This window comes from Streptomyces sp. NPDC029292 (assembly GCF_055569295.1).
Genome location: NZ_JBVHXR010000024.1, coordinates 1 through 13,204, shown reverse-complemented (window position 1 = coordinate 13,204; position 13,204 = coordinate 1). Strand labels below are relative to the sequence as shown.

Below are 13,204 nucleotides of genomic sequence, written 5' to 3'. Positions count from 1 at the left end.
TCCCCCCTTTCCCCGTCCCCCGACCGCGCACACACCACCCCCCCCACCCCCCCCCCCCGCACCCCCCCCCCCCCCCCCCCCCCCCCCCCCCCCCCCCCCCCCACGGCACGTTCTGCGGAGGATACGGAGCATGAAGATCGACTGGGACCGGCGCACCTGTGGGCGGCGTGGGCACGTGACATACGCACCCGCCGAGCAGGCGCTGCGGGAGCGGCTGCGCGCCGAGACGAGCCTCGGCGAGGCCTGGCGCTGTCTGCGCTGCGGCGACTTCGTGCTGGGTGAGCCGCATGGTTCCGGTCCGGCGGCCGAGGCTCCGCTGGTGCCGCGCGGCAAGGTGCTGCGCGATCTGTTCATCCTGCGCTTCCTGGCCATCGAGCGGGCCGTGCGCGGCGTGTTCATCGTGCTGGTCGCGGCCGCCGTGTGGAAGTTCAGCAACAGCCAGACCTCGGTGCGCCGGCTCTTCGACGAGTACCTCGACGTCTTCCGGCCGGTCTTCAAGCACTTCCACTACGACCTCGACCACTCGCCCGTGGTCGGCACCATCCAGAAGACCTTCGGCTACAAGCACTCCACACTCGTGCTGGTCGCCGCGCTGCTCCTCGCGTACGCCCTGATCGAGCTCGTCGAGGCGGGCGGCCTCTGGTACGCCAAGCGCTGGGCGGAGTACCTCACGGTCGTCGCCACCGCCGCCTTCCTCCCGCTGGAGATCTACGAACTCACCGAGCACATCAGCTGGTTGAAGATCGGCACGCTCGTCCTCAACATCCTCGCCGTCCTCTACATCGCCCTCGCCAAACGGCTCTTCGGGCTGCGCGGCGGGCGCAAGGCCTTCGAGGCGGAGCGGCAGAGCGCGTCGCTGCTGGAGGTGGAGGAGTCGGCCGGGGTGATGGTCTGAGGCTCTACGCCCAGGGGTCGGTGATCTCCCGCAGCAGCGTGAGCGCCTCGCGCAGCTGCTTCATGCGGCGCTTGCCGAGGTGGGTCTCCCACTCCTTCTCCACCTCGGCGACCACCGCGTCGGCGACCTCCTTGGCCGCCCATGCCTTGTCCGCCCCGCACACCAGCCGGGCCCGCCTGTCGGTCGGGTCCGGCACCCGCCGTACGTAGCCCGCCTTCTCCAACTGGTCGACCAGGAAGCCCGCGGTCTGCTTGGTGATCTGGGCCTGTTCGGCGAGGTCGGTCAGCCGTGTGCCGTTCGGGCCGATGCGCTGCATGACCCGGGCCTGGGCGGGCGTGAAGTCGTCGAAGCCGGCCTCGGCGAGTGCGGTGAACACGCGGTTCTCCAGGGCCCGGTACGGGAGGAACAGGAGCACGCCCGTGTTGAGCTCGCTCTCCGTCACCATCGTCGGCACACTCCTTCGACCGCTCGGCATTCGACTGCTTGACATTGGTCAGAGACTCTGACTAATTTGGTCAGAGAAGCTTACCACTTCAGTAGGCGGTGATTCCCATGGGTGTCGTACTGGGGACGGACGAGCGCTGGCGAATCGTCGACCGCGAGCGGGCGAGTCTGGCGGACCTGCTGGAGGGGCTGAGCCCCGAGGAGTGGCAGACGCCGACGCGGTGCGGTGACTGGCGGGTGCGGGACGTTGCCGCGCATCTCAGCATCGCCGCGCGATTCTCGTACAGCGCTGTAGTGCGCGAAGTCGTCCGCGCTCGGGGGAACGTCGACCGGATGATCCACGACTCGGCGGTCCGCGAGGCCGAACTGCCCGTCGCCGAGATCGTCGCGAACCTCCGCTCGATCATCGGCTCCCGCCGTCTCGCCCCCGGTACCACCCGCCGCGAGCCCCTCCTCGACATCCTCGTCCACGGCCAGGACATCGCCCTCGCGGTCGGCAGGGAGCGCACCATGCCCGTCGAGGCGGCCCGCGACGCCGCAGACCGGGTGTGGACCATGCGGTTCCCGCCCAGGCCCTGGCCCCTCCCGCGCAACCGGCTCGTCGCCACCGACGTGCCGTGGACGCGCGGTGCGGGGGCGGAGGTCAGCGGACCGATCTCGGCGCTGCTGCTCCTGCTGACAGGGCGTACGGAGGCGGCGGCCCCGCGGCTCAACAAGGCCGTGACCATGGACAACTGAGCCTGTTTCAGCGGGCTGGCCGGCGCCCGGGGGAGGCGCCACGGGGGAGCGAAGCGGCGGGCCCGGCCAGTGGGCCCGCCGCTTTGACCGTTCGGAGTACGGGAGCCGTCTCCAGCGTGCGGATCGCGTTGAGCGCGCCCAGACGGCGGGTCAGGTAGTGGTGCAGGGCAGCCGGGTTCGGACACAGGGCCTGGGCGACCAGGTTGGTCGGACCGGTGGTCGCCGCGACGAACGCCAACTCGTCGTGCCCGGCGAGGGTTCGAGCCACCGCGTCGAGATGGGCCGGGGCGACCGACATCCACAGTATTAGAGGGCTGGATGTGGCGGGGGACGGTGACGAGTACTAGAGGGCTGGATGTGGCGGGGGACGGTGACGAGTACTAGAGGGCTGGATGTGGCGGGGGACGGTGACGCGTATTAGCGCGCTCGATCCGCCGCGGTGTCGAGCCGCTCCATCTCCTCCGGCTCCAGCACCAGGTCCGCCGCCCCCGCCGAGTCCCGGATCGTCTGGGGGCGGCTGGCGCCCGGAATCGGGATCACAGTCGGGGAGATCGCCAACAACCAGGCCAGGCAGACCTGTTGGGGGCTGACGCCGCGCTCGCGGGCCACCTCGTGAAAGGCGCCGAAACGGTCGTCGGACTCCGCCTTCGACGGTCCGTCCAGGGAACTGCGGGAGATCCCGCCCAGCGGGCTCCACGGCAGGAAGGCGATGCCCAGTTCGGCGCAGATCCGGAGCTCGCGCTCGCTGTCCCGTACGGCGGGGGAGTACTGGTTCTGGACCGAGGCCAGGCCGTCGCCGAGGATCGCGTGGGCCTTCAGGATCTGGTCGGTGGTCGTGTTGGAGATCCCGGCGAGGCGGATCTTGCCCTCGTCCAGGAGCTCGCGCAGGGCGCCCAGCGAGTCCTCGAAGGGGACGGCGGGGTCGGGCTTGTGGAGCTGGTAGAGGCCGATCGCCTCCACGCCGAGCCGCTTGAGGGAGGCCTCGGCCGCCGACTTGAGGTGGCGCGGGGAGCCGGTCACCGTCCAGCTGCCGTCTGCCGGTCTGCCGCGCCCGCCCTTCGTGGTCACCAGGACGTCGGCCGTGTCGCCGCCGTACGTCGCCAGGGCGCGGGCCACGAGACGTTCGTTGTGGCCGGGTTCGTCGCCGGGCAGGTGATAGGAGTCCGCCGTGTCCAGGAGGGTGACGCCCGCGTCGAGGGCGGCGTGCACCGTGGCCAGGGCCCGCGCCTCGTCGGGGCGGCCCTCGATGGACAGCGGCATCGCGCCGAGGCCGATCGCGCCGACCCGGAGGTCTCCAAGGGGGCGATGGATCATGTCAGTTGCCCTTTCTGAGGGTGTCCGCGCCGGCGGTGCCCGCGCTGACGGTGTCCGTGCCGAGGGTTTCCGCGACCGCGCGCGGCAGCCATTCCCTTGCCTCACCGAAGGGAAAACCGAGCTTCGTCGCCCGCGAGTTGTCCATCGCGTACGAGCGGGCGAACGAGAACGGTGAGACCTCCCCGACCTCGACACTCCGGAAGACCGTCCTGCCCCCCGGGAGGTGCACGGCGACCGCCTCGCACAACTCCTCGGTGGTGAGCACCCCGTGGGACGCGGCGTTCACCGGCCCGGTGAATTCCGCGCCGGCGGTCCAGGCGAGGAAGTCCGCTATCTCCTCGACGTGGATGTACGTCGCCGGGTGGTTCACGGCGGGTACGGTGATCGGCTCGCCGGTGCGGATGCGGTCGGCGTAGTGGTCGAGGCGGCCGGTGAAGTCGTCGTCCCCGCCCAGTACATGGGCGACGCGTACGGACACGTACGGGAAGGCGGGGTCGGCCGCGAGGACCGCCTCGGCCTGCCGCTTGCCCTCGCCGTAGTGCGCCTCCAGGAACTCCTGGTCGTCCCAGGGGAGTTCGAGGTCGACGGCGACCGTACGGGGATCGACGGCATCCTCGCGTACGAGGGCGGCCGAGTCCTCGTACGCGTACACCTCGACGGTGGACGTCATGACGTACCGCCGTGTGCGCCCGGCGAATACCAGGCGCGCGATCTCCGCCTGCCTCGGCGTATAGCAGACCTGGTCGATGACGACGTCGAAGGTCCGTGCGCCCAGGGCGATCAGCAGGGACTTCTCGTCATTGCGATCGGCGACGAGATGAATGGCCCCCGCGGGCGGTGCCGACGAGCCTCTGTTGATGACGGTGACCTGATCTCCCGCGGCCATCAGTCGCGTTATCAGGCGCTTCCCGAAATAACGATTCCCGCCAATGACACATATGTGACGCACGATGCCCCTCCAGCGATCCTCCGGCCTTGTGGTGATAATTCTCTTGGCCTGCGCGTCACATCTGAAGGGGGAGCCATGGGAGATCCGGCCGCGGCACCGAAGGAACCACGGCATCTGCGAGCCGCCACCAACGAAACGTCGGTGGCCTTCGACGCCCTGGACCGGCAGATCCTGGAACTGCTGCAGATCGACGGCCGGATCAAGCTCAGCGAGCTGGGCCGCCGGGTCCGGCTGAGCCCGGCGGCCGTCGCCGAACGCGTGCGCCGCCTGGAGTCCGCGGGCGCCATCACCGGCTACGGCGCCCATGTCGTGCCGTCCCGCCTCGGCTACGGCATCCAGGCCTTCATCCGCGTCAACCCGCATGGCGGCTACAACCTGAAGCACCCCAGGACCCTGGAGCTGCTGGCCCGCCCCGAGGTCGTCGAGGTGCACCACGTCGTCGGCGAGGACTGCTGGATCCTCAAGGTGGCCGTCGAGGACACCATCCACCTGGAGGACGTCCTGGAACAGACCTCCGCGCTCGGGCGTACGACGACGTCGATCGTGCTGTCGTCACCGGTGGTACGGAAGCCGTTGCTGCCGCCGGCCTGAGCCATCCGAACTACTGGATGCTGATCCGGTGGGGGTGGGCCGGGTCGGCGGGGCAGACGAAGAGGTATCCGGTGCCCCAGCGGCCGACGGTGACCTCGGTGGGCGTGTTCGACCCGACCGGCTGGAGTGACATGCCGTAACCGTTGGGGCCGTGTCGGTCGAACGGGCACCAGAAGACCTGGAGGAGATCGCGGTCGGCGGGCCCGGCGGTGAGGTCGGGTATGTCGCGGCGGTACAGCTGGGTCAGGCCGATCATCGGGATCGGGTCGGTCTCCGCCAGCCACGGCGCGTGCCGCCCGCGCCGCAGCGAGCCGAGGATCTCGCGTTCCTCGTCGGTCGGCCCGGGTCGCTCGCCGGGTCCCGGCGTACGCGCCCACGCCTCCTCAAGGATCCGCCGCTTGCGCCGGATGTCCGCAGGGCGCTCACCGCTGCTCCGCTTGTGCGGCTCCGTGCACACCGGCCAGGGTTCGTCGGCGGGCCACAGCAGCGGCCCGCCGACCGAGCTGTCCGCGACGGACGGGTTCCCGCGGCGCGGATGCAGTCGCGTGGTCGTACGCCGGTGGGCGTCGAGGCCGGGGAAGAGCGCCTCCACGTCCAGGGGGCGCGGCGGGGTCGTACGGCTCATGGGGCCTCACTGCCTCTCGCTCAGAACGGTTTGCGTTGACGTCGGCGTCAAGGATTACCGTCAACGCATGCGAATCGGCGAGCTGGCGGCGCGGGCCGGGACCACCACGCGGACCCTGCGGTACTACGAGTCGCGGGGGCTGCTGCCCGCGCGGCGGGGCGAGAACGGGTACCGGACGTACGACGAGCACGACCTGCGGCTGCTGCGGCAGATCAGGACGCTGCAGGACTTCGGGTTCGACCTGGAGGAGACGCGGCCCTTCGTGGAGTGTCTGCGGGCCGGGCACCCGGAGGGCGACTCGTGTCCCGCCTCGCTCGCCGTCTACCGCCGCAAGCTCGGCGAACTCGACGCGCTGATCGACGAGCTGGCGTCGGTGCGCGCCAAGGTCGGCGAGCAGCTGGCGCGGGCCGAGGCCGCGCGGGAGGCGCTGGCGGCCGACGCGGAGGTTCCGGGCGGCCCGGAACCCGTATGCGAACTGGGAGGACTGAGGCGATGATCAAGGCAGCAGGCGTGGCCGAGGTGACGGACGCGGACTTCGAGGCGGAGGTGATCGGGTCGGATCTGCCCGTACTGGTGGAGTTCACGGCCGACTGGTGCGGACCGTGCCGGCAACTGGCGCCGGTGCTCAGCGACATCGCCTTCGAGGAGGGCGACCGGCTCAAGATCGTCCAGCTGGACGTGGACAGGAACCCGCAGACCACGATCGCGTACGGCGTCCTGTCGATGCCCACACTGATGGTGTTCCAGGGCGGCGAGCCGGTGAAGTCGATGGTGGGGGCCCGCCCCAAGCGACGGCTTCTGGAGGAGCTGTCCGACGTGCTCTGAGCATCCCGGCCCGACAAACAAAAGAAATCCCCCGAGCAATTGCGCTCGGGGGATTTCTTTGCGTATATTCAATGATTCGCGACTTCAAGGGGATTGAGTCGCAAAGAAGTTCACTGGCCACAGTATATCCGAGCGGGAGCGGAATTGTCAAACAGGGGCTCGCACACAGATTTTCCCGACGATGAATTGCGGCATGAGCAGGAATTCATCGACGGGTTGTACACGCGCGTGGACGCGCTGCGCGGTGTCACGGAGGCGTCCGTCGGGGACGCGCTCGCGCAGGGCAGTACGCCCATGCAGGCACGGCTCGAGCGGGATGTGCTGGTCGCCGAGCGCTCGGGCCTGCTCGCCGCGCTGAACGCCGTGGACGGTTCGCTCTGCTTCGGCCGCATCGACCTCACCTCCGGCGTCAGCCACCACATCGGCCGGATCGGCATCCGCGCCGACGACACCGAGCACACCCCGATCCTGATCGACTGGCGGGCCCCGGTCGCCCGCCCCTTCTACCTCGCCACCGGCCACACGCCCATGGGCCTGCGGCGGCGCCGGCACCTCACCACCGACGGCCGGCACGTCACCGACCTGCACGACGAGATCCTCGACCTCGGCGACCACGAACGCACCGGTCACGAGGACCCGACCGGCGACGCGGTGCTGCTCGCCGCGCTCAACTCGGCGCGCACCGGTCGTATGAGCGACATCGTGCAGACCATCCAGGCCGAGCAGGACCAGATCATCCGTGCGCCGTACCAGGGCGTCCTGGTGGTGGAGGGCGGTCCCGGCACCGGCAAGACGGCCGTCGCGCTGCACCGGGCCGCCTATCTGCTGTACGAGTACCGGGAGCTGCTGGCCAAGCGTGCCGTCCTGATCGTCGGCCCGAACCCCGCCTTCCTCGGCTACATCGGCGAGGTGCTGCCCTCGCTCGGCGAGACGGGCGTGCTGCTCGCGACCGTCGGCGAGTTGTTCCCCGGGGTGAAGGCGACGGCCACGGACACCCCCGAGGCGGCCGCCGTGAAGGGGCGCGCCGACATGGCCGACGTGCTCGCCGAGGTCGTACGGGACTGGCAGGCCCTTCCCGATCCGGTGATCGCCATCGAGCACGACCGGGACATACTGATGCTCGACGCCGGGCTCGTGCAGGTCGCCCGCGAGCGCACGCGCGAGGCCAGGCTGCCCCACAACGTGGCGCGCGAGCACTTCGAGGGCCACATCCTCAACACCCTCACCGACATGCTGGTCGAACGCATCGGCACGGATCCGTTCGACGGCTCGAACCTTCTCGACGCGAGCGACATCACCCAGATCCGTGACGAGCTGGCCGAGAATCCTGAGGTGTGGGGGGCCATTGACCAGTTGTGGCCGCGGGTGACTCCGCAGCGGCTGGTCGCGGACTTTCTCGCCGCGCCCGAGGGGTATGTGTCGGACAAGGACGCGGACGCGGTGCGGCGGCCGGTCACCCGTGAGTGGACCACCGCGGACGTTCCGCTTCTCGACGAGGCCGCCGAGCTGCTCGGCGAGGACGACCGGGTGGCGCGGGCCCTGGCGGACCAGGAGCGCCGCACCCAAGTCGCTTACGCGCAGGGTGTGTTGGATGTGTCTTACGCCTCCCGGACGTATGAGTTCGAGGACAAGGCCGAGGAGGACTCCGAGGTCCTCTCCGCGCACAACATCATCGACGCCGAGCGGATGGCCGAGCGGCACGAGGAGGACGACCACCGCAGCGCCGCCGAGCGTGCGGCGGCCGACCGGACCTGGGCCTTCGGCCACATCATCGTCGACGAGGCGCAGGAGCTGTCGCCGATGGCGTGGCGGCTGCTGATGCGGCGGAGTCCTACACGGTCGATGACGCTCGTCGGTGACCCGGCGCAGACCGCGGAGGCGGCGGGGGTCGGGTCGTGGGAGGAGATCCTCTCCCCCTACGTCGGGGACCGGTGGGAGCACACGCGTCTCGCCGTCAACTACCGGACTCCGTCCGAGATCATGGAGGTCGCGGCGGGGGTGGTGCGGGCTTCGTCTCCTGGGTTCGAGCCGCCTCGGTCTGTGCGGTCCACGGGGGTGCGGCCGTGGGTGCGGGACGCCGGGGACGATCTTGGTGGTGCCGTGGCCAAGGCTGTTGCCGAGCTGACTCCTGCCGAGGGGAGGGTTGCGGTGATTGCGCCTCGGGCGTTGCATGCGTTGCTGGCCGGGCGGCTGGATGGGGTGGTCGCGGGTGCGGAGCCCGATCTGACCCGTACCGTCGTGCTGCTCGATCCTCGGCAGGCCAAGGGGCTGGAGTTCGACTCGGTGCTGGTGGTTGAGCCCGGGGTGTACGGGACGAGCGATCTGTATGTCGCCCTGACGCGAGCTACGCAGGCGTTGGGTGTGCTTTATACGGGGGAGCTGCCTGGGGTGTTGCGGGGGGTGGGGGTGGCGTAAGGCGGGTTTTCGCCCCCTCCGCCCCTACCCTTCCCGTCCCTGGGGGGCTCCGCCCCCAGACCCCCGTATCGGCCTGAACGGCCTCGTCCTCAAACGCCGGACGGGCTGAGTTCAGCCCCGTCCGGCGTTTGAGGGGCGAAGAAAGGCTCAGGCAGGTCGCAGCCACACCGTGGCCAGGGGTGGCAGCGTGAGCTGGATGCTGGCCGGGCGGCCGTGTGCGGCGTGCGGTTCCGGTTTGACGGGGTCGGGGTTGTGGACGTCGCTGCCGCCGTAGCGGGCGGCGTCGGTGTTGAGGACCTCGTGCCAGGCGGGGATGTCTTCGGGTGCCCCGAGGCGGTAGCCGTGCCGGACCACGGGGGCGAAGTGGGAGATGGCGAGCAGGGGGGTGCCGTCGGCGTCGTGGCGGAGGAAGGCGAAGACGTTGTCGTCGGCGGCGTCGCCGGCGATCCAGGCGAAGCCGGCGGGGTCGGTGTCGCGTTCCCAGAGGGCGGGGGTGTGGCGGTAGGTGGTGTTGAGGTCGCGGACGAGGTCGCGGACGCCGCGGTGGTCGGGTTCGGCGGCGTAGGCGGGGTCGAGGAGCCACCAGTCGGGGCCGTGGGCTTCGGACCATTCGGCGCCCTGGGCGAATTCCTGGCCCATGAAGAGGAGTTGTTTGCCGGGGTGGGCCCACATGAAGGCCAGATAGGCGCGGAGGTTGGCGCGTTGTTGCCACCAGTCGCCGGGCATCTTGGAGACGAGTGAGCGTTTGCCGTGGACGACTTCGTCGTGGGAGATGGGCAGGACGTAGTTCTCGCTGTAGGCGTACACCATCGAGAAGGTCATCTCGTTGTGGTGGTACTTGCGATGGATGGGCTCATGGGCGACGTAGCCCAGCGAGTCGTGCATCCAGCCCATGTTCCACTTCAGGCCGAAGCCCAGCCCGCCGAAGCCGCCGGGGCCGATGTGGTGGGTGGCCCGGGTGACGCCGTCCCACGCCGTCGACTCCTCCGCGATCGTCACCACGCCCGGGTTGCGGCGGTAGACCGTGGCGTTCATCTCCTGGAGGAACGCCACCGCGTCGAGGTTTTCCCGGCCGCCGTGTTCGTTGGGGGTCCACTGGCCCGGCTCGCGTGAGTAGTCGAGGTAGAGCATCGAGGCAACGGCGTCGACCCGCAGGCCGTCGATGTGGAACTCCTCGCACCAGTACACGGCGTTAGCGACCAGGAAGTTGCGCACCTCCCGCCGCCCGAAGTCGAATTCCAGGGTGCCCCAGTCGGGGTGGGCGGCCCGCAGCGGGTCCGCGTGCTCGTACAGCGGGCGCCCGTCGAACTCGGCCAGCGCCCAGTCGTCCCGCGGGAAGTGCGCCGGCACCCAGTCCATCAGCACACCGATCCCGGCCCGGTGCAGCGCGTCGACGAGGTACTTGAAGTCGTCGGGGGCGCCCAGACGGGCCGTCGGCGCGTAGAAGCCGGTCACCTGATAGCCCCACGACCCACCGAAGGGATGCTCGGCCACCGGCATCAGTTCCACATGCGTGAAGCCCAAGTCGGCGACGTAGGAGGGGAGTTGATCGGCCAGTTGGCGGTACGTCAGTCCCGGGCGCCAGGATGCCAGATGCACCTCGTACGCCGAGAACGGAGCCTCGTGCACCGGACGCGCGCCCCGACCCGCCATCCACTCCTCGTCCCGCCACTCATGGTGGGACGCGTCCACGATGGACGAGGTGCTGGGCGGGACCTCGGTGCGCCGGGCCATCGGGTCGGCGCGCAACGTGTGCGTACCGTCGGGGCGGGTGATGTCGAACTTGTAGAGCTCGCCCTCGCCGATCGCGGGGACGAACAGCTCCCAGACCCCTGAGGAGCCCAGCGACCGCATCGGATACCCCGTGCCGTCCCAGAAGTTGAAGGTGCCGGCGAGGCGGACGCCGCGTGCGTTCGGCGCCCAGACCGTGAAGCGGGTTCCGGTCACGCCCTGGTGCACCATCGGCTCCGCGCCGAGCGCCTGCCACAGCTGCTCGTGGCGGCCCTCGCCGAGCAGATGCAGGTCGAACTCGCCGAGCGCGGGCAGGAAGCGGTACGCGTCCTCGGTCTCCTGCACCGTCCCCTCGTAGGCCACGACCAGCCGGTACGCCGCCGGGACCGCACGCAGCGGCAGCAGCCCCGAGAAGAAACCGTCTCCGTCGTCGTGCAGCTCGGCACGCAGGTCGTCCGTCACGACAGTCACCGCCAGCGCGTACGGGCGGAAGGCCCGGAATGCCACACCGCCCGGCACCGGATGGGCCCCGAGGACCCCGTGCGGATCGTGGTGCGTGCCACTCAGCAGCCGCTCCCGGTCACCGGGTTCCACACCGGCGAAGACGGGAGGACCGGGCACGTCGCCCACGACGGGCTCGGGAACGTCTGCCCCGACAGGCTCAGGCACCTTCTTCGAAGCCTTCGGTGCCGCCTTCGACGCCTTCGACGCCTTGGAAACCTGCGCAGGCACCGACGCTTTCGAAGGCTTCGCGCCCCCCTCGCTCCCCGTGGCCTTCTTGGCTGCCTTGGCCGCCTTCTTCGATGCAGTCGCCTTCTTTGATGCGGCCGTCTCTTTCGATGCGGCCGTCTTCTTCGCGCCGGTCTTCTTCGGACTGTCGTCGGACGGAGGGCGGGGCGTCACGGGCAGGGCCTCCTCGGCAGGGTGAGGTGGGAACGTCAGGGGGATGCGGCGAGCCGGCGAACCGCCGCCAGCGGCACCGGCAGCCAGTCGGGCCGGTGCCGGGCCTCGTACAGGACTTCGTAGACCGCCTTGTCCGTCTCGTAGGCGCGCAGCAGTACGGGGTCGGTACGCGGGTCGAGGCCGGTGACGTCCGCGTACCCGGTGCAGTACGCGGCCCGGCAGGCGTCGGCCCAGCCCGGTATCAGGGGGCGGTGGGAGTGGGCCGCGTAGTCGAAGGAGCGGAGCATTCCCGCGATGTCCCGGGCCGGTGGCTGCGGCATCCGGCGTTCGGCGAGCGGTTTCGAGGGCTCGCCCTCGAAGTCGATCAGTGACCACTCCCCGGACGGGGAGCGCAGGCACTGGCCGAGGTGCAGATCGCCGTGGATGCGCTGCGCGGTCCAGGTGTGGCCCTCGGCGGCCAGGTCGGCCAGCGCCTCGAAGGCGGTGCGCAGACCGGGCGCGTACGGACGCAGCGCGGGTACCGCCTGCGCGGCCGCCTCCAGACGCTCGGTCATGCCGTCGACGAGCGGCTCCATCTGCGCGCGGCCGAGCGTGGCCGTGGGCAGCGCACTGGCCAGCGCCGTGTGCACCTCGGCCGTGGCACGGCCCAGCTCCCGCGCCTCGCCGGCGAAGTCCTCGCCTTTGGCCAGTTCGCGCAGCGCCAGCTCCCAGCCGTCCGAAGCGCCCTGCACGAAGGGCTGGAGCACACCGAGTACGTACGTCTTCTCCTCGCCCAGGTCCGCGACCATCCACGCCGCCGGGGCGGGCACCCGCGCGCAGCCCTCCAGGGACAGCGCCAGCGGAAGCTCCAGATCAGGATTGGTCCCCGGCACGACCCTGCGCAACAGCTTTAGGATGAACGTATCTCCGTAGACGATGGACGAGTTGGACTGCTCCGACGTCACCACCCGTGGCACCAGATCGCCCCGGATCTCCCGGACCCCCCGGCGCCGCTCACGCTCGAAGCGCAGCTCGCCGATGCGGGCCCGGGTCCGCAGGGCTTCCAGAAGTACGGCGGCGGGGCGCGGGTCGTACAGCGCCTCGTACACCGTGCGACCGGCCAGTGGACCTTCCTCCAGATGCCCGATCAGCGCGGGCGCGAGCCGGGGTGGCAGCGCCTCGCGTACGCCGATCAGCAGCTGGTAGCAGTCGCCGGGATGCGCGACGGCACCCTGCGTCGGAGTCAGCGGCTGATGGGCGCGTACGAGCAGGTGGAGCAGGCCCAACTTGGCTGTGGTCGGCAGCAGTTCCACCGCCGCCACCAGCGAGAATCCGGTCACCGGACGCCCTTTGCCCGCGAACCAGCGCTGCCGGGGCAGCCACTCCCGCAGCAGTGGATCGAGGGACGCGAGCAGCTCGGGGCGTGCGACGGGGGCCGTGGCAGAGTGGGTTGCGGCTTCCGACATGGCGTCGCGTCCTTTCCCCAGAGGCCCGGAGACCGGGGGAGTCGGGGTGTTACTGATGCGTGCCCAGGGCGGGGCGGGAGAAACCGCCCCGCCGACCGGGGTTCTATACGGCGTCCTTGCGGAGCCGGAACCAGTAGAAGCCGTGTCCCGCGAGGGTCAGCAAGTACGGCAGGTCACCGATGGCCGGGAATCGCACCCCGCCGATCAGCTCGACCGGATGCCTCCCGTTGAACGCCCGCAGGTCCAGCTCGGTGGGCTGGGCGAAGCGGGAGAAGTTGTGCACGCACAGCACCAGATCGTCCTCATGCTCGCGCAGGAACGCGATGACG

The 13,204-nt window shown here is 70.3% G+C and carries 13 protein-coding genes and 1 pseudogene; 6 read left to right on the top strand and 8 right to left on the bottom strand.

The window, feature by feature from the left end; all coding sequences use genetic code 11:
- Positions 1-130: 130 nt before the first annotated feature.
- Positions 131-895, top strand: coding sequence for a DUF2127 domain-containing protein (locus ACZ4WS_RS38950; protein ID WP_467987808.1), 765 nt, complete (start codon positions 131-133; stop codon positions 893-895).
- 4 nt (positions 896-899) lie between these two features.
- On the opposite strand, the gene ACZ4WS_RS38945 is transcribed toward ACZ4WS_RS38950, so the two are convergent.
- Positions 900-1,340 carry a MarR family winged helix-turn-helix transcriptional regulator gene (locus tag ACZ4WS_RS38945; RefSeq protein ID WP_467987806.1) on the bottom strand — a complete coding sequence of 147 codons (441 nt, stop codon included), beginning with the start codon at positions 1,338-1,340 and terminating at the stop codon, positions 900-902.
- Positions 1,341-1,447: 107 nt separating this feature from the next.
- Between ACZ4WS_RS38945 and ACZ4WS_RS38940 the strand changes: the two genes are divergently transcribed.
- Positions 1,448-2,077, top strand: coding sequence for a maleylpyruvate isomerase family mycothiol-dependent enzyme (locus tag ACZ4WS_RS38940; protein WP_467987805.1), 630 nt, complete (start codon positions 1,448-1,450; stop codon positions 2,075-2,077).
- A gap of 7 nt (positions 2,078-2,084) precedes the next feature.
- On the opposite strand, the gene ACZ4WS_RS38935 is transcribed toward ACZ4WS_RS38940, so the two are convergent.
- The 3 genes from ACZ4WS_RS38935 to ACZ4WS_RS38925 all read right to left on the bottom strand — a co-directional run bounded on the left by ACZ4WS_RS38935 (position 2,085) and on the right by ACZ4WS_RS38925 (position 4,340).
- The gene (locus tag ACZ4WS_RS38935) at positions 2,085-2,375 is read right to left on the bottom strand and encodes an Lrp/AsnC ligand binding domain-containing protein (RefSeq protein WP_467987804.1); all 291 of its coding nucleotides are present in this window, start codon (positions 2,373-2,375) and stop codon (positions 2,085-2,087) included.
- 119 nt (positions 2,376-2,494) lie between these two features.
- On the bottom strand, positions 2,495-3,391 hold the full coding sequence (locus ACZ4WS_RS38930; protein WP_467987803.1) for an aldo/keto reductase: 897 nt from the start codon (positions 3,389-3,391) through the stop codon (positions 2,495-2,497).
- A 1-nt stretch (position 3,392) separates the two neighbouring features.
- The gene (locus tag ACZ4WS_RS38925; protein WP_467987802.1) at positions 3,393-4,340 is read right to left on the bottom strand and encodes an NAD-dependent epimerase/dehydratase family protein; all 948 of its coding nucleotides are present in this window, start codon (positions 4,338-4,340) and stop codon (positions 3,393-3,395) included.
- A 75-nt stretch (positions 4,341-4,415) separates the two neighbouring features.
- Between ACZ4WS_RS38925 and ACZ4WS_RS38920 the strand changes: the two genes are divergently transcribed.
- A complete protein-coding gene (locus ACZ4WS_RS38920; protein ID WP_467987801.1) occupies positions 4,416-4,931 on the top strand; it encodes an Lrp/AsnC family transcriptional regulator in 516 nt (171 codons plus the stop codon).
- Between the two features lie 124 nt (positions 4,932-5,055).
- Here the strand turns inward: ACZ4WS_RS38920 and ACZ4WS_RS38915 are convergent.
- Positions 5,056-5,556: pseudogene (locus ACZ4WS_RS38915) on the bottom strand (hypothetical protein); the annotation flags it as partial.
- A 67-nt stretch (positions 5,557-5,623) separates the two neighbouring features.
- On the opposite strand from ACZ4WS_RS38915, the gene ACZ4WS_RS38910 reads away from it, so the two are divergent.
- The 3 genes from ACZ4WS_RS38910 (at position 5,624) to ACZ4WS_RS38900 (ending at position 8,796) form a co-directional block, all read left to right on the top strand.
- Positions 5,624-6,052 (top strand): MerR family transcriptional regulator, encoded by a 429-nt coding sequence (locus ACZ4WS_RS38910; RefSeq protein WP_467987799.1) that lies wholly within the window; start codon positions 5,624-5,626, stop codon positions 6,050-6,052.
- Complete coding sequence (gene trxA / locus ACZ4WS_RS38905; RefSeq protein ID WP_467987798.1) at positions 6,049-6,381, top strand: thioredoxin; 333 nt, start codon at positions 6,049-6,051, stop codon at positions 6,379-6,381. Before ACZ4WS_RS38910 ends, trxA begins: the two co-directional genes overlap by 4 nt.
- A 186-nt stretch (positions 6,382-6,567) precedes the next feature.
- The gene (locus ACZ4WS_RS38900) at positions 6,568-8,796 is read left to right on the top strand and encodes a HelD family protein (protein ID WP_467987796.1); all 2,229 of its coding nucleotides are present in this window, start codon (positions 6,568-6,570) and stop codon (positions 8,794-8,796) included.
- 147 nt (positions 8,797-8,943) lie between these two features.
- On the opposite strand, the gene glgB is transcribed toward ACZ4WS_RS38900, so the two are convergent.
- The 3 genes from glgB to ACZ4WS_RS38885 form a co-directional block, all read right to left on the bottom strand.
- A complete protein-coding gene (gene glgB / locus ACZ4WS_RS38895) occupies positions 8,944-11,430 on the bottom strand; it encodes a 1,4-alpha-glucan branching enzyme (RefSeq protein WP_467987795.1) in 2,487 nt (828 codons plus the stop codon).
- Positions 11,431-11,465: 35 nt separating this feature from the next.
- On the bottom strand, positions 11,466-12,875 hold the full coding sequence (locus ACZ4WS_RS38890) for a maltokinase N-terminal cap-like domain-containing protein (protein ID WP_467987793.1): 1,410 nt from the start codon (positions 12,873-12,875) through the stop codon (positions 11,466-11,468).
- A gap of 103 nt (positions 12,876-12,978) precedes the next feature.
- Positions 12,979-13,204 (bottom strand): alpha-glucosidase C-terminal domain-containing protein (locus ACZ4WS_RS38885; protein WP_467987791.1); only part of this gene is annotated, 226 nt, incomplete at its 5' end.